Origin of the sequence: Limimaricola sp. G21655-S1 (genome assembly GCF_027213785.1) — a bacterium.
Taxonomy (GTDB): domain Bacteria; phylum Pseudomonadota; class Alphaproteobacteria; order Rhodobacterales; family Rhodobacteraceae; genus Limimaricola.
On sequence record NZ_JAPWGO010000035.1, the window covers coordinates 1 to 15,300 of the forward strand.

At 62.6% G+C, this 15,300-nt stretch carries 11 protein-coding genes and 4 pseudogenes; 7 read left to right on the forward strand and 8 right to left on the reverse strand.

What is annotated here, in order from left to right; all coding sequences use genetic code 11:
- Positions 1–84: 84 nt before the first annotated feature.
- A pseudogene (locus O4G76_RS18885) lies at positions 85–321 on the forward strand (IS110 family transposase); the annotation flags it as partial.
- A 199-nt stretch (positions 322–520) separates the two neighbouring features.
- On the opposite strand, the pseudogene O4G76_RS18890 reads toward O4G76_RS18885, so the two are convergent.
- Positions 521–1,353, reverse strand: a pseudogene (locus O4G76_RS18890) (IS3 family transposase); the annotation flags it as partial.
- 327 nt (positions 1,354–1,680) lie between these two features.
- Between O4G76_RS18890 and O4G76_RS18895 the strand changes: the two are divergent.
- From O4G76_RS18895 to O4G76_RS18920, 6 genes are all read left to right on the forward strand, one after another.
- Positions 1,681–2,211, forward strand: a complete 531-nt coding sequence (locus O4G76_RS18895; RefSeq protein ID WP_269398741.1) for a hypothetical protein — start codon at positions 1,681–1,683, stop codon at positions 2,209–2,211.
- Positions 2,208–3,209, forward strand: a complete 1,002-nt coding sequence (locus O4G76_RS18900; protein ID WP_269398742.1) for a glycosyltransferase family A protein — start codon at positions 2,208–2,210, stop codon at positions 3,207–3,209. The genes O4G76_RS18895 and O4G76_RS18900 overlap by 4 nt, the downstream gene beginning before the upstream one ends.
- Positions 3,206–4,387: a glycosyltransferase family A protein gene (locus O4G76_RS18905; RefSeq protein WP_269398743.1), complete on the forward strand. Its 1,182-nt coding sequence runs from the start codon at positions 3,206–3,208 to the stop codon at positions 4,385–4,387. Before O4G76_RS18900 ends, O4G76_RS18905 begins: the two co-directional genes overlap by 4 nt.
- Positions 4,384–5,223, forward strand: coding sequence for a hypothetical protein (locus O4G76_RS18910; RefSeq protein WP_269398744.1), 840 nt, complete (start codon positions 4,384–4,386; stop codon positions 5,221–5,223). The genes O4G76_RS18905 and O4G76_RS18910 overlap by 4 nt, the downstream gene beginning before the upstream one ends.
- Positions 5,224–5,392: 169 nt before the next feature.
- Complete coding sequence (locus O4G76_RS18915) at positions 5,393–6,781, forward strand: AAA family ATPase (RefSeq protein WP_269398745.1); 1,389 nt, start codon at positions 5,393–5,395, stop codon at positions 6,779–6,781.
- A gap of 142 nt (positions 6,782–6,923) precedes the next feature.
- Positions 6,924–7,985 carry a ParB N-terminal domain-containing protein gene (locus O4G76_RS18920; protein WP_269398746.1) on the forward strand — a complete coding sequence of 354 codons (1,062 nt, stop codon included), beginning with the start codon at positions 6,924–6,926 and terminating at the stop codon, positions 7,983–7,985.
- A gap of 190 nt (positions 7,986–8,175) precedes the next feature.
- On the opposite strand, the pseudogene O4G76_RS18925 reads toward O4G76_RS18920, so the two are convergent.
- From O4G76_RS18925 to glf, 7 genes and pseudogenes are all read right to left on the reverse strand, one after another.
- Positions 8,176–9,717 (reverse strand): annotated as a pseudogene (locus tag O4G76_RS18925) (IS66 family transposase); the annotation flags it as partial.
- 54 nt (positions 9,718–9,771) lie between these two features.
- Positions 9,772–10,125: an IS66 family insertion sequence element accessory protein TnpB gene (tnpB, locus tag O4G76_RS18930; RefSeq protein WP_269398747.1), complete on the reverse strand. Its 354-nt coding sequence runs from the start codon at positions 10,123–10,125 to the stop codon at positions 9,772–9,774.
- Between the two features lie 179 nt (positions 10,126–10,304).
- Positions 10,305–10,526: pseudogene (locus O4G76_RS18935) on the reverse strand (transposase); the annotation flags it as partial.
- A gap of 96 nt (positions 10,527–10,622) precedes the next feature.
- Complete coding sequence (locus tag O4G76_RS18940) at positions 10,623–11,291, reverse strand: ABC transporter ATP-binding protein (RefSeq protein ID WP_269398748.1); 669 nt, start codon at positions 11,289–11,291, stop codon at positions 10,623–10,625.
- An 11-nt stretch (positions 11,292–11,302) separates the two neighbouring features.
- Positions 11,303–12,628 carry a sugar transporter gene (locus O4G76_RS18945; RefSeq protein WP_269398749.1) on the reverse strand — a complete coding sequence of 442 codons (1,326 nt, stop codon included), beginning with the start codon at positions 12,626–12,628 and terminating at the stop codon, positions 11,303–11,305.
- A 104-nt stretch (positions 12,629–12,732) separates the two neighbouring features.
- Positions 12,733–13,710 carry a glycosyltransferase gene (locus O4G76_RS18950; RefSeq protein WP_269398750.1) on the reverse strand — a complete coding sequence of 326 codons (978 nt, stop codon included), beginning with the start codon at positions 13,708–13,710 and terminating at the stop codon, positions 12,733–12,735.
- A 4-nt stretch (positions 13,711–13,714) separates the two neighbouring features.
- Positions 13,715–14,866: a UDP-galactopyranose mutase gene (glf, locus tag O4G76_RS18955; protein ID WP_269398751.1), complete on the reverse strand. Its 1,152-nt coding sequence runs from the start codon at positions 14,864–14,866 to the stop codon at positions 13,715–13,717.
- Between the last annotated feature and the right edge of the window lie 434 nt (positions 14,867–15,300).

Consider the following 15,300-nt stretch of genomic DNA (forward strand, 5'->3'; position numbering starts at 1 on the left):
TCGGCCATGCCACCATTGCAGCGAACTTCGTTATCTCGGTCCATCCGGCAATTTGGTGCATCTGCTACCTAAGACCGGAGCAGCTCGTTGCGGAAGCGGGACAACAGCTTCCGGGACAAGTTCGAGCGCTATGTCGAGGCCGATCGGTCCAGCCCGGATCGGCGCCGCAAGGCGCTCACAGCCATAGCCGCTAAGATGGCGCGCACTGCGCATGCCATTGTCAAACGCGGCTCAGACTACCGCCCCTTCTTTGAGGGGGCGGTCCCAGGCGGAAGGACCCCTCTCTGTCAGGGCCGTGGAGGCGCAACAGCGACCTCGTAGATAATGTTCGGGTCTTCCGCCTGGGTTTGGGATCTCGTCTTCAGGACGGTGAGGGCCAACGACTGGACCCTGTGTTTGCTATGGCAGAGACCTCTGCCTTGACGGCGGAAGCCGCCTGGCTCAGCATTCATCCATCATCGGCACGCGCCGGTGACCAACAGTTGCGGCCTGAAACCCGCACAGCCTCCCTTCATAGGACGTTGTCGGAGCGAATGAACTCGGGCGGCCCGCGCAGGATGAACAGGTCCGTCAGGACATCCACCACGTCGGTGGAGTTGAGCTTCCTGTCGACGCGGATCATCAGCGCCTCCTTCGTGAACTCGTCGATGACATTGAGGATGCGGTAGGCCCGGCCATCATGCGTCCGGTCCTGAACGAAGTCGTAGGACCAGACGTGGTTCGGCCGCTGCGGTCGCAGCCGTATGCACGAGCCGTCGTTCAGCCAGAGCCGGCTCCGCTTCTTCTGCTTCTGCGGGACCTTCAGCCCCTCGCGCTTCTAGATGCGCTCGACCCGCTTGAGGTTCACCTGCCAGCCAGACTGCTTCAGCAGCGCGGTGATGGGACGGTATCCGTAGCGGCCATACCGGCGCGCCAACTCGATGATATCCGCCGTCAGGCGCGCTTCGTCCGGCCGGCCACGCGTCACCTTTCTCTGGGTGGAGCGGTGCTGGCCGAGTGTGCGGCAGGCGCGGCGCTCGGACACGCCAAGCGCCTGCCGCACATGGTCGATGCACTGGCGGCGGCGCGAGGGGCTCAAAAGTTTCCCCGCGCCGCCTCAGCCAGGATGAGCTTGTCGAGCGTCAAATCAGAGACCGCCCGCCTGAGCCGTTGGTTCTCTTTCTCGAGCTCCTTCAGCCGCTTCAGCTGAGACCGGCTCATGCCGCCATATTGCCGCCGCCACCTGTAGTAGCTCTGCTGCGTGATCCCGACCTGACGCACAGCATCGGCGACCGGCATGCCTTGCCCGTGCAGCACCTCGATCTGCCGCAGCTTCAGCACGATGTCCTCGGGCTTCTCGCGCTTTCCACCCATCGCTTCGTCCTCCTCCTGACGAGATAAATCTATCTCAGTGGGCGGAGCACTTCAGGGGGGCAGAACATCCCCAGCCTCCTCTCAGGAAAGGCAACACATTGAAATATATATGTTTACAAACAAATAAAGGACGCCTTTCAATGCTGGATATGCGTAGGTACGCCTTCTGCCCCTATCTGGCTCATTCACTGCTTGACAGTTTTGGCCTAGGAAGGAACTTCGTTCATCTTGGCGAAGGCTACGCTGATCTTCCGCGCTTCTGGTAGAGCTTTAAAGCGTAACGCCTCGCACGCGGACGCGACATCTGTCATGACACAGGGCCAGCACATGACCGAACTCTCTCTTATGACAGCCACATCCCAAGACACACTTAGCACACTCCGCCGTACTAGCCTCTCAGGTGAGATTGTACCCGAAGAAGAGATCCTGCCGGGCCTGCGCTTCGTGACCGATCCCGCCGCTGGTATGCGTGGTCATTTTTCAAGTCCAAGAAACCGGCTTCTCGAAATTCATGTAACGCATGAAAGGCCTGCCCGTTGGTTCGGTCTACATCTGCGGCTTGATATCGAAGATTTATCGGACCTTGGGGTGATCGGCTTCGCAGCAAGGGTAGCGGCACCCCATGCACTTTCTGTCGCTCCCTGTATCCGCTCTGGTACAAATGAGGGATTTGTTGACTGCTTTTATAGTAGGCAAGTGGCTGCTCTCCCGCGGCCGTTGCTGCACCTTGACGCGCTAGAAACCGATGGGCGGCATGTTGGTCTGCCAGAAGCCGCGCCTTGGCGAGAACTCGTCCTGTTCCTTCCTACAAGAGATTTCAGGCTCGATCTGCACGATCTTAGGGTTTTTGCTGCATGATCGAACCCACTGAGCCAAGCACGTCCGATCTCGCCGTGGTGATACCAGTCTGGAACGACGCTACTGGCCTCGATCGCCTGCTCGCGCAAATTTCGAAGCTCAAAGAAGTCAGTCAGGTAGTGGTGGTCGATGATGCCTCAGACACCCCTGCCGATCCCGTGAATATAGGCTGGACCCCAGCTCGGCTACGGGCAGATCTCGTTTTCGCCCGAAACGCTCAGCGAAGGGGCGCTGGATATTCTCGCAACCGTGGCTTGAAGAAAGTTACAACGAGTCGAGTGATTTTCTTCGATAGCGATGACCGTTTCACGTCTGAGTTCACTCACCTGATCAACGAACTGCCACAAGACGACTTTGACTTTTGCGTTTTCGCCCATGCAGATAGCCGCATGGCCGAAATGGGTGGCTGGGGGCCGCTACTAGGCGATGAACGCTTGTGGGAGCAGGCAGGCGCGTTCGGCGCGCTCTCTGAACTTCCAGCTGAAAAAGTGCCGGATTTGATCCAACTCATCGCTTATCCATGGAATAAGGTTTATCGCACAGGTTTTCTTCGCGAAGCTGGACTCCGTTGTACCGAAATCATGGTTCATAACGATATCGAGCTACATTGGCTCAGTTTCCTGCGCGCCTCACGCATTCTCGTATCCGATCGCGTGGCGGCAGTGCATGTCGTCCACCAACACGGCACTCGGCTTACCAACCGCCGGGGAATAGAGCGTCTTGAAATGTTCCGCGCGCTGGATCCCGTAAGGGCAGAAATTGCGGCTGCAGGACCATCCTATATCTTGCCTTTCATACGCTTTGTGATGGCACTATTCCACTGGGCATTTGATCAGCTCGCTCCAGAATATCACACTCAGTTTCGCAAGCAGATCCGCGACTTTCTGGCCCGCAGCCTCGATTGCAAGGCGTTTGCGCTCATAGCAGCCGCTGAGCCGGAACTTGCTGCACGCATCAATACGCATCTCGCGTGGCAGCCCACTCAGAGTACTATATGACCACCCTGAGTCTGATTGTTACCTCGTTCGACGTCGGCCCATGGATCGATGAAGCGCTTGATAGCGCGGCACGCGTACTGCGCTCAAGCGACGAACTGATCGTCGTAGACGATGGCTCGCGCGATGATAGCTCGGCCAAGATTCGCAACTTCGGCGTGTCGGGCCGTCTCGCATTGGGCGTAGCGTATCGGCCGATCCTGCTGGGCTGCAACAGCCCCGGCGGCGTTGGACCTGCGGCTAATATCGGCCTCGCGGCGGCGCAGGGTGACATAGTAGCTTTTCTTGACGGCGACGACTGTCTCGAACCAGACGAGTTCGATACGGCACGCAGGCGGCTTGAGGCCTCACTTATAGAGACAGTTCCTATCGACATCCTCATCGCCAACTATACTCAGTGGCATGAGGGTCACCGGCAAGAGTCCCAGCCCTCGGATGCGCATCGCTGGCAGAATGCCGAAGCATTGGCTAACCAAGCTGCGCGCGACCGCGCGCTCCAAATGATTGCTGTGCCATGGCGCAAACTTTATCGTCGCAATTTCCTTGAGGCGCACAATCTGCGTTTTCCCGAGGGGGACTTCTTCTTTGAAGATAATCCATTCCACTGGAAAGTGTGTTGTGCCGCACGGCGGATCGTATTTCATGATCGAGTGATTTGCCGTCATCGCATCGCTAGGCCCGGACAGACTATGACGTCGCAGGGTAAGGAGCTTCTGGCCTTCTTCACCCATTACCAAACAATTACCAAACTGCTGGGCTGGCGCGAGATCCGGCTAAAAACGCTGGCGATATGTTGGCTGGTAGAGAACATGTGTTGGCACATGGAGCGGCTTAGCCCAGTGGCGCTTGGGGTGTGGACCATGGCAGCGCGGAATGCACTCAAGGGCTTTCCGGAACGCCGCTGGCGCCAAGACGTGGCACCGCGCTTTGATGACTGGGCAGTAGAGATCCTTGACCTTATCAGGAAAAACAAGCTAGTTCAGGCTGAACAACGCCTGTTTGCTCTAGCACTTGCCCGGCAGCAGCAACATTCGGACCACAGGGCCAATGCATTGCAGACCGAGGTAGACAGGCTGCGCGACGATCTTGCGCGGGTTGCCTCCGGTCAAAGCGATACGCATCGATCTTTGATCGAAGACTTCGAGCGCTTACGTCGTGAAGTTCTGGAACTGGGCGAATGACACCCGCTGTCTACTGGCTTGGGGTCCACAAGACCGGCACTACCTTCCTTCAGGCATGCCTCGAGGCTTCGAGAGAAACTCTGATGCGGCATGATGTGCATTATGAAGCTCTTGAAGGCTTCCGACGCACTCATACCCGCCCGCTGTTGAATGAGACCGAAGTCTTGCATCCTGCCCCTCCATCGGACCCAGAGCATAGACAACTGATCTTTGATGAAAACATATTAGGGTTGGTGCAGAACGTTGCGACACCTCTAGGCCTCTATCCTGAGGGCGCATGGCGTGCCGATGAGATGGCCGATCGGCTTGATCTCGAAGACCCCCATTTGGTGCTGGGGTTACGCAGCTTCGCCGGTTTCCTGCCCTCGCTTTACTGCGAAGCATTGAAGGCCACACCTTTTCAACCGTTCCGCAGCTTTCTCCGAACGTCCCTGGAGACTATCTCATGGCAACCACTGATCGCCCGCCTCTTGGCAGCTTTCCCTCGCTCTCATCTCACTCTCTATACGGCAGAGGCTTTGCGTGGGCATGAGACATCCCTGCTGTCATATCTACTCGACATCCCCAAAGGAGAGTTGGTCCGCGCTGATCACTCTGAACGACCCGGGTTTTCGCAGCGTGCGATTGAGGAAATGATACAGGCTTATGAAGCCGGCGGCCTCACAACCGCCGAAGTGAAACGCTTTGTAAGGACATACCCCAAGAGCCCGGAGATGCCAGGATTTGATCCTTGGACAGCAGCGGAACAGGCTCAACTCGATGCGCTCTATGCTAAGGACCTTAAGGTTCTGTCGGAGTGGTCCCGAGTTACGCTTCTCGATCCTTCGGACCTTTGAGCTTTAAAACTGCCGCTGGGTCTCGCTTGCCAAGACCGCGATTCGCTATGGCCCAAACGTAACAGATTGGCCTTGGTGTCTTCCTCAATCCGTCCCACCCCCACTCTGCCCTTCCATGTGCGATGTTTCCCGCTATCCATAGAAAAACACCGCACATCGAGGAATACTCATGAGCCGGGAGCCGCTACCGCCCTACTTCAACATTGATCCCGATACCGCCTTGGGCGAGATCGGCATGCCCACCGGCAGCCAAGGTTTCGCCGCCATCGCGCAGGCCTGCGCCCGGGGGCGGTCGGACCTTGCCTCTCGCGGGCTGCGCGAAGACGGGGTGCGCCATCTGCGGCCCTTCTCGACTTGGGAGATCACCCGCTACCTGATCCCCGTTGCGCCTGCGCATTTCCGACGCGTGCTCAAAGCCAACCCGGAGTTACCGCAAGGCCGATCTGAGACCGAGGGCGGGGCGAAGTGGTTCACGCTCGACGAGGTGCTCCGGCTGCGGGCGCATTTCGGGGCCGAGGGGTCGAAGTCGAAGCCCTACCTACCCTATCGGCCTGAGGGGCTGCCTGCGAAGATGGTCGCGGTGGCCAACTTCAAGGGCGGTGTCGGCAAGACCTCGACTGCGGCGCATCTGGCAATGTCGGCGGCGCTCGACGGCTACAAGGTGCTGGTGCTCGACCTCGACAGCCAAGGTTCGATGACCTCGATCTTTGGCGGCCAAGTCGCCGATGAATGGCAAAGCGTATACCCGCTGATCGCGCGTCACTACGCCGAGCATCTTGAGGCCGAGAACGCACATCGAACGTCGCGCGGCGAAGCGCCCCACCCGCTCGACGATACGCTGACCGAAGCCATGGGCATCAAGGCTGGCGACCTCGTGCAATCTACCCACTGGCCCAACATCGACCTGATCGGTGCGCAGCTGAACCTCTACTGGGCCGAGTTTCAGATCCCGGTCTGGCGCATGGCGGCGCGCGGCTGGAAGCTGTGGGACGCGCTGAGCGAGGTGCTGGAGCGCGACGGGCTGCTCGACGCCTACGACCTCGTCTTCATCGACACACCCCCGGCGCTTGGCTACCTGACCATCAACGGGCTGGCGGCGGCCGACATCCTGTTGGTGCCGATGGGCGCGTCCTTCCTCGAATTCGACTCCACCGGTCGCTTCTTCGACATGCTGCACACCACCTTCGCCTCGATCGAGGAGGGCGAGAACGTCGCCGCGAGGGCCTTGGGGCGCGACGAGACGGCGTTCCAGTGGGACGCGGTACGCACCGTCATCACCCGCTACGACGGTGGCCAGCAAAGCGAGCTGGCGGCGCTGATGCAGGCCTATCTGGGCCGCACCATGAGCCCGCACCGGCAGGACTTCACGGCGCTGATCGGTCAGGCGGGCGAGCAGGTTCAGGGCATCTACGAGGCCGATTACCGAGACTTCAATCGCGAGACCTATGCCCGCGGCCGCGAGACCTTCGACGAGACCTACGCCGCCTTCAAGAAGCTGCTGCTGGGCGTCTGGCGCCGTGAGGAGCTGGAGATACAAGGCGCGCAGGCGGCGCAGTGACGCCGCCCTGCCCCGTCACATGTTTCGCGCGCGAAACGGTCAACAGTGCTGCCTGTTTCGCGCGCGAAACACCGGTCGATCTCTTTACCCCAACGAAACTCGACGCCCGCATCCTGACGCGATCCCAGCAAGGAGCCTGAGCATGGCTAAGCGTAAGCGCCTCTCCCCGCCCCGTCTCGACATCGCGCCCGAGGCCGCGCCGGAGACGAAGTCCGCCTTTCCGAGCTATCCGCTCGGCGTCGCCCCGACCCGGAACATGCCGATCGCCTCGGTGGCGCGGGAGGCTGCAGGCAGCGCCGCGCTCGATGAGATGGGCCGCACGCTGAGCGAGGCACGCGAGGAAGGGCGGTTGATTCAGTGGCTGCCGCTCGAGGAGATTGACGAAAGCTACCTCGTGCGCGACCGGATCGAGACCTGCGAGGAGGAGATGCAGGCGTTGATCGATAGCCTGCGCGACCGCGGCCAGCAGACCGCGATCGAGGTGACCGATCTGGGCGAGGGCACAAAACCCCGCTGGGGGCTGATCTCGGGCTGGCGGCGGCTGACGGCGCTGCGCCGGATCGCGACAGAGGAAGGCACGCCGGGTCGAGTGCTAGCGATTCCACGTTCGCCGCGAAACGCCGCCGAGGCTTATCGGGCCATGGTCGAGGAAAACGAGATCCGGGTTGGGCTGAGCCATTACGAGCGGGCGCGCATCGTGGCCCGCGCCGCCGATGCCGGCGTCTACGCGGATGACACGGAGGCGCTGCGCGCCCTGTTCGGCGCCGCGACCCGTTCACGCCGCTCGAAAATCGGCAGCTTCGTGCGGATCGTGCGCGCGCTCGACGCAGCGCTGCGCTTTCCGACACAAATCGGCGAGCGCGCCGGGCTGGCGCTAGTACGCGCGCTCGACGACGATCCCGAACTGGCCGAGCGGCTGCGCGCGCGGCTCGCGGCGGCACCCGCGGATGCCGAGGCCGAAGCCGCGTTGCTGACTGAGGCGATTGCCGAGACTATCGCCAAAACCGAGGTGCCAGCGCCCGTTGATACGCCCGCCCCTGCCCCGGCGCGGCGCAGCGTTCCGCGCGCGGCGTCGGTCGAACTGCGGCCCGGTCTGAGTTGCCGAGAGACCTCCGCGGGGCTTTTGCTGTCAGGCGAACTTCTCAAACAGGACGGCATGCGCGACCGCATCCTTGCACTGCTGCGCGAGGGGATCAGTCTCTAACAAAGGGAAGATGGCGTTTCGCGCGCGAAACGGTCATTAATGCTGACCATCTCGCAATGACCCTTAGCACTGCCCGTAGCCACAAAAAGGTCAGTACGCCTGACCGTTTCGCGTGCGAAACACTTGACTGCGGAACGAAGCTGCATGGTAAGCGGCGCCTGTGCCCCACCGGAGTTCGGCTTGACGGCTTGAAGTTCCAAGGCAGGAGCTCATCGATCCGGTTCGCAGGATGGCCTGCCGCGATCGCCTCGAGCGTCGCCTTGAGATAGGCGAAGGGCTCGACTCCGTTGGTCTTTGCGGTGGCAATGAGCGAAGCGATACGACCCCAGGTGCGGCCACCCTCATCGTGCCCGGCGAAAAGTGCGTTCTTCCGCGTCAGGGCGATCGGCCTGATGAGGTTCTCCACGGCATTGGAGTCGATCTCGACGCGACCGTCCTGCAGGAAGGTCTGCAGCCCGTTCCACTGCCGGTGGATGTAGGCGAGTTTCTCTCCGAGGCGGGACTTGGTGGAGACCCGGCGGCGCTGGAGCTGCAGCCATTCGCCAAACTCGGCCACCAGCGGCGCGGTGCCTGTCTGTCTCGCCGACAGGCGCTGTCCCGGTCCCATGCCGCGGATTTCGGTCTCGATACGGTAGAACTCGGCGATCCGGCGCAACCCTTCGGCGGCAATCTCCGATCCGTCGCGGTCGAAGACTTCCTTCAGCTTACGGCGCGCATGGGCCCAACAATGCGCAACCGTGATCGGCGCGCCGCCGGTGCGCGAGGCGCGTGTCAGCCGGTCGTAGCCGGCATAGCCGTCCAGCTGAAGGGTGCCGTCGAAGCCCTGCAGGATCTGCTCCGCGTTCACGCCGGCGCGGCTCGGGTGGTAAGTGAAGACCACGCCGGGCGGGTCATCGCCGCCCCAGCCCCGATCGTCTCGGGCCAGCGCCCAGAGGAAGCCGGTCTTGGTTCGGCCCCGCCCGGGCTCCAGAACCGGCGCCGTCGTCTCATCCATGAAGAGCTTGCCCGAGCCCTTCAGGTGCTCGGCGAGCCGGTCGACCACCGGAGCAAGGTGGAAGGCCGCGGTGCCGACCCAATCGGCGAGCGTGCTGCGCTGGAGATCGATCCCGGAGCGGGCGAGGATCTGGCTCTGGCGATACAGGGGAAGATGGTCAGCGAACTTGGCGACGAGCACATGCGCGATGGCACCCTCGGTCGGCAGCCCGCCCTCGATCAGGTGGGCGGGGGCCGGAGCTTGTGTGATCCCTTCGGCGCAGGCACGACAGGCATACTTGGGCCGGATCGTCACGATGACACGGAGCTGGGCTGGCACGATGTCCAGCCGCTCGCTGCGGTCCTCGCCGATCCGGTGCATGGAGCCGCAGCCGCACCGACAATCCAGGCTGGCCGGCTCGATCACCTGCTCGATCCGCGGGAGGCCCTCAGGCAGATTGCCTCGGTTGCGCCGGGCGGTCTTGGACCGCCGCGAACCGGACGAGGCCGGGACCTCTTCGTCCTGCTGCGCCTCGGCCTCGGCGATGGCTGTTTCCAAGTCCTCGAAGACCAGCTGCCGCTCGTCCTCGCTGAGCTTCTCGGACTTCTTGCCATGCACGGCCTGGTTCAGCTCGGCGATGAGATGCTCGAGGCGCATGTTGGCTTCCCTGAGTGCATCGCGCTCGCGCAGCACGGCCAGAACAGCTTCACGCTGGTCTTCCGGAATGGCCGACAGGTCGAGGGATGGGGCGCTGGACATGGCGGGATCATACCCTGCTCTCGTCCTCGGCAGGCAGGATTTCCCGCCCCTGAGTCATTCTGCCACAGCTGGACGGCGCACCTCCAGAGACCGCACCCGCCGCCAGTCCAGCCCGGCGAACAGTGCCTCGAACTGCGCGCGATTCAGGATCATCGCTCCATCCCGGATTGCGGGCCAGGTGAAGGAGCTCTCCTCCAGCCGCTTGTAAGCCATGACGAGGCCGCTGCCGTCCCAGAATAAAATCTTCATCCGGTCCGCGCGCTTCGCCCGGAAGACGAAGACCGTCCCGGTGAACGGATCCTCGGCCAAGGTCGACTGCACCAGGGCGGCCAGGCCATCATGTCCCTTGCGGAAGTCTACCGGCTTCGTCGCCACCAGGATGCGGACGCCTTGAGACGGCATCAGCATGTCGGTGCTTCCAGAGCATGCACGATCGCAGCGATCCGATCTGCCGCCGTGTCGGGCGACAGTTCGATCTGCGTTGCTCCCCTGACGATCCGGATCATCACAAGCGGCGTCGCCTCCGTCGGATCCTTCGTCTCGGCCGGGTCGCAAACGACCAGCGGCGCGAAGACAGGCTCGGCGATCTCCGCAGCGGGGAGAACGAGCTGTCCCTGCTTTGCGAGACGTCGCCATGCCGAGAGTTGGTTCGGACGGATTCCATACCGCCTGGCAACCGCATTCACTGTCGCCCCCGGCTCAAGTGTCTCCGCCACAGCGCGTCCCTTCGCATCGTCCGACCAGCGCCGGTGACCAGACGCGTAGATCTCGACGCCCAGAGATCTGAGAAACGAATTTGTCGCGCACATTGCGAAACGCACTCCCCATCATGAGACGGGCAACACCTCGCAGTGCCACAGCTCATCTACAACGTGGGGCGCGGACACCGCTTACGCTGCATGGCCCTACTCCTCCTCGTCGGAGCCCATGTTCTCTTGGTGCCGGGCGATCGCCGCTTCGACATCCTCGAAATAGATGAGCTTGCCGTTCTCGAGCACCACCCCTGCCTGACACAGCTTGCGGACCTGGCCCATGGAGTGCGTCACGACCACCGCGCCCGCGTGCTTCATCCGCTCGAGAAAGACCAGCCGGCTCTTACGCTTGAAATCGGCGTCGCCGACGCTTGTCACCTCATCCACCAGATAGGTATCGAAAGGGATGCCGATCGAGACGCCGAAGGCGAGACGCGACATCATGCCTGACGAATAGGTGCGCACCGGCGAATGGAAATGCGGTCCAAGTTCGGCGAAATCCTCGACGAACTCCAACAGCTCCTGCGTCTCGACGCCGTAGATGCGCGCTACGAAACGCGTGTTCTGCGCCCCGGTCATGTCACGGTGAAAGCTGCCACGGAAGCCGACCGGCCAAGACACGGTGCCGGTCTTGACGATGCGGCCGCTGCTGGGCTGGATCGTGCCGCCAATCATCCCCATCAGCGTCGACTTGCCCGCGCCGTTGCGCGCCAGCAGCGCCACCGACACGCCAGATGGAAAGGTGACCGAGGCATCGTCGATCACCACCTTGCGCCCCCAGCGGGTGTGGAAGCTCTTGCTTAGGTTCTCCAGCAGGATCACCGCGACGGGCCTCAGTTCCGGTCGCGCAGCGAGTAGTAGACGAGGCTGCTGATCGCCCAGGCGAGGAAGCCGAACAACGCCACGATGCCGATCAGCATCTCGCGCTGCGGAAATTGCGAGCGCTCTGCCAGCGTCGGGCGGATATAGGTGGCGAGATAGCGGCTCTGACGCTCGGCCTCGGCCTGCGCCGCGTCATAGGCGGCGAGCGCCGCGGTATAGGCGGTCTCGGCGAATTCGCGTTCGACGCTGAGCCGCTCGAACTCCGAGATGGTCGTAGCGTAGTTCTCACCGGCAGGCCCCTGCCCGTTCGCGCCGAACTTCTCGCGCTCCTGCGCGATGCGGGCCCGGATCACCTCGATCCGACGCTGCGCCTGCGCGGCGCGCGGGTCGCCCTCGCCGACGCTGTCGCCCAGAAGATCGAGATCGATCAGCGCCGCGGCGAGCTGCGCCTGCAGCGTGTTCAACAGACCCATCTGGCCTTGGATATCGGCCGAGGGGTCGACGATCTGGTTGGCGACGCGAAACGCGGTCAGCGCCTCTCGCGCCTCTTTCAGCCGTTCCTGCGCCTGTTCGAGATCGGCGCGGGCGTAGCGGGTCGCGTCCTCGCGCGCCACCGCCGACAGCTCGTTCACCGTCTCGCTGCTCTCAAGGTAGATCTCCTGCGCGATGGCCTGCGCTTCTTGGGGATCGAAGGCCAGCACCCGCATCTCGATCAGACCGGAGCCGCTGTCATAAGAGATCCGCAGCATCCGCTCCCAGTAATCGACCAGATCCTCGATCGTGCCATTGGGGTCGAAGGAGAGCAGCGGATCGACCTCGTGGTGGCGCGAATAGAGAGCGCGCAGGTCGAGCTTTTCATCGATCTCGCGAACGATCTCTTGGCTGCGGATGTATTCGTAGAGAATCTCAGCGTCGTTGTTGGCGCCGCCGCCAAGTGTCGAGCCCAGACCTCCTAAAAGGTCCGAGGCGCTGGAGACATCTTCACTGCGCACGGTAAAGCCCAGCGTCGAGGCGTATTGGTCGACCGCACGGGTATAGAGATACCAACTCGCTGCGCCGACCGGGGCCAGCACCATCAGCCCGAAGGACAGGACCAGACCCCAATGCCGCTTGCGCACCTTGGCGGGGCGGGCCAAGGGGCGCACCACAACCGGTTCGGCATCGGCCTCGGCGCGGGCCTTCTCGGCCTCGCGACGGGCCTGACGCGCTTCGCGGCGCAACTCGCGCTTGGTCTTGGGGCCGCCAGGTTGAGGCGCGGTACCATCGTTCCCGTCGAGCGCCGGGTTCCCGCGCAGGGAGGGAACGGCGCGCAGGCGCTTGCGCCCGCGCGGACCCATCTTCTCGCCTGCGGAAACGTCCGGGGCGGCATCGGGAGCATCGGTCGATCGGATCCGGGGAGGGGCCATACCGGCTTAACCTTCTGATCTGGCTGCGGGGCAACCTAGCCTTTTGCCGCAGATTGTTCCAGTGAGACAGCAGCATGCACCGCCTCGTTGCGCCCCGAGCGTCCACGCAGCCCGTCGCGCAGCCCAGCCCGCAGCATGCGTCGGTAGAGGCCGCGCTCGGCCGCCGGGTAACGCCGCGACCGGCGGGTCCAAGCCAGTACGTAGAACCCCACCGCGAAGGGCCACAGCACCGGGCCGGTGGCGAGGCGGCAAACCTCAATGTTATTGCGGGCGAGGTAGTAGATCTTCCACAACGGGCGCAGCGCCATGTCGGTGCCGAAGCTGCCGCAGGCATGCTCGAAACGCACATTAGGGTCGAGCAGTAGCCCCATGCTGGCGCGGCGCAGTCGCAGCGAATAGCTCACATCGTCGCCATAGATGAACATGCCGCCATCGGGCAGGCCGACCCGCTTCAGCGCCGCGCGCGATAAAAAGAAGCCCACGAAGCTCGCCACGTCGACCGGCTGCGGGACGGTGCCGCGGATCTCGGCATCGGTGAGGTGGAAGGCATGGGTGCCGCCGCGCAGCGTCGCCCACAGCACCTTGCAGTCCCAGAACGGGTTGCGAGTAGGACGGTTCATCTCGCAGACTGCGCCATCGGGCAGGAACACCGCCGCCGCCACCGCGCCGGTGCCTGCGGGCAGGGCGGGCAACGTCTCGCCGCGAAACGCCGCGACGGCGCCGGGCAGGGGCCGCGCGTCGTCGTCCATCAGCACAGTCCAGTCTGGGTCGAACCGGGCGCTGGCCTCGCGCAGCCCCATTTCGAATCCGCCGGCGCCGCCAAGATTGCTTTCGGGACGCAACACCACGAGCCGCGGATCGTCCTGTCCCCCGAGCCAGTCCGACGTGCCGTCAGTCGAACCGTTCTCGACCACGATCACATGGTCGAGCGGCTCGGCCAGAAGCCGCGACAGGGTCTCTTTCAGGGCGTTGAGCCGGTTATATGTGACGACGACGGCCGCGATGCGTGTCATGGGATCAACTCGGATCGACCACGAAGGCGGGCATCGGCCGCACTTCGGCGCGCGCCGCGAGGAAGGCCTCGGCGGTGGTCATCGCCTCGCGGATCGTCACGTCCATGTCGAGATAGCGATAGGTGCCCAGACGGCCCACAAAGGTCACGCCGGTCTCGGCGCGGGCACGCTCGACATAGTCGGAGAGCAGTGCCTTCTCTTCGACCAGACGGATCGGGTAATAGGGAATATCGTCGGGTCCGCAGGCGCGCGAGGTTTCGCGGTAGAGCACAGAGCCCTCATGCTCTTCCCAAGGGCTGAAATGCTTGTGCTCGGTGATCCGGGTCTGCGGCACGTCGGCATCGCCGTAATTCATCACCGCGCAGCCCTGCCAGTCACCCATGGCACGGAACTGCTCGAAATCTAGCGTGCGGTAACCGAGCCGGCCGAGATCGTAACCGTAGAAGCCATCGAGTGGGCCGGACCAGAACACGTGATTCCACTGATCAGCCTGTGCAGGGTCGAAACGCGTCTCGAGCTGTACGGTGATGCCCGGGTGGTCGAGAATGCGCTCGACCATCGCGGTGTAGCCCTCCTCGGGCATGCCCTGAAAGCGGTGGAAGAAGTAGTTGTCGTCGTAGTTGAAGCGCACCGGAAGCCGCTTGAGGATCGAGGCGGGCAGCTTGGTCGGCGAGCAGCCCCACTGCTTCTCGGTATAGCCCTTGAAGAAGGCCTCGTAGAGATCGCGTCCGACGAAGGCGAGCGCCTGCTCCTCGAAGCTCTGCGGATCGGTGATGCTCTTGTCGGCCTGTTCGGCGATGAAGGCGCGCGCCTCGTCGGGGCGCATGGTCTTGCCGTAGAACTGGTTGATCGTGTGCAGGTTGATCGGTAGCGAGAAGACCTGCCCCTGCGTGGTCGATTTCACCCGGTTCTTGTAGGGCTGGAAATTGGCGAAGCGATTGACGTAGTCCCAGACGCCCTCGTCATCGGTGTGGAAGATATGCGGCCCGTAGACATGCACCATCACACCGGTCTGGGCGTCGCGGGCGGTGTGGCAGTTGCCGGCGACATGCGACCGCGCGTCCATCACGGTGACATCGTGCCCGGCCTCGGCCAGCCTGCGTCCGATCACGGCGCCCGAAAGCCCCGCGCCCACCATCAAAACCCTGTCGCCCATGCGTCTCGTTCTCCTAACCGGCCCGAAGGCGCTTTAACGGGAAAAGCACTGCGCGGCTAGGAGCCAGATCGCGCCACCGCCTTGCATCATGCGGTTTTCGGCCGGCTGGAAGAAGTGAATGTGGCAAGCTTCTTCATAGGAACGCAATCCTAGTCATCTTCGCATTTGCTTATCCAGTATTCTTGGAAGCACCGCTGGTGACTGAAGTCTTTGTTTTCGCAGTTCACAATGACATTCCCCAGAACATGTACGATTCCTGACCCGGACATGTTGCCTGCCCATCCCAAGTTGGCAGGAACCTGCCATCTGCTCAGAAAGCGGGAGGATTTGAGGGGGGAGATAAACTATTCAGGGACGCGGTCTTAGGTAGCAGATGCACCAAACTCTTGCTTTGGAGGTCGGGCAGGAACAGGATAGGAACATGTTTCGCGTAG

Coding starts and splice junctions, on each gene's coding strand:
- O4G76_RS18905 (WP_269398743.1), top strand. CDS start 3,206: ATGACCACCCTGAGTCTGATTGTTACCTCGTTCGACGTCGGCCCATGG.
- tnpB (WP_269398747.1), bottom strand. CDS start 10,125: ATGCTGATGCCGTCTCAAGGCGTCCGCATCCTGGTGGCGACGAAGCCG.
- O4G76_RS18915 (WP_269398745.1), top strand. CDS start 5,393: ATGAGCCGGGAGCCGCTACCGCCCTACTTCAACATTGATCCCGATACC.
- glf (WP_269398751.1), bottom strand. CDS start 14,866: ATGGGCGACAGGGTTTTGATGGTGGGCGCGGGGCTTTCGGGCGCCGTG.
- O4G76_RS18950 (WP_269398750.1), bottom strand. CDS start 13,710: ATGACACGCATCGCGGCCGTCGTCGTCACATATAACCGGCTCAACGCC.
- O4G76_RS18945 (WP_269398749.1), bottom strand. CDS start 12,628: ATGGGTCCGCGCGGGCGCAAGCGCCTGCGCGCCGTTCCCTCCCTGCGC.
- O4G76_RS18900 (WP_269398742.1), top strand. CDS start 2,208: ATGATCGAACCCACTGAGCCAAGCACGTCCGATCTCGCCGTGGTGATA.
- O4G76_RS18895 (WP_269398741.1), top strand. CDS start 1,681: ATGACCGAACTCTCTCTTATGACAGCCACATCCCAAGACACACTTAGC.
- O4G76_RS18910 (WP_269398744.1), top strand. CDS start 4,384: ATGACACCCGCTGTCTACTGGCTTGGGGTCCACAAGACCGGCACTACC.
- O4G76_RS18920 (WP_269398746.1), top strand. CDS start 6,924: ATGGCTAAGCGTAAGCGCCTCTCCCCGCCCCGTCTCGACATCGCGCCC.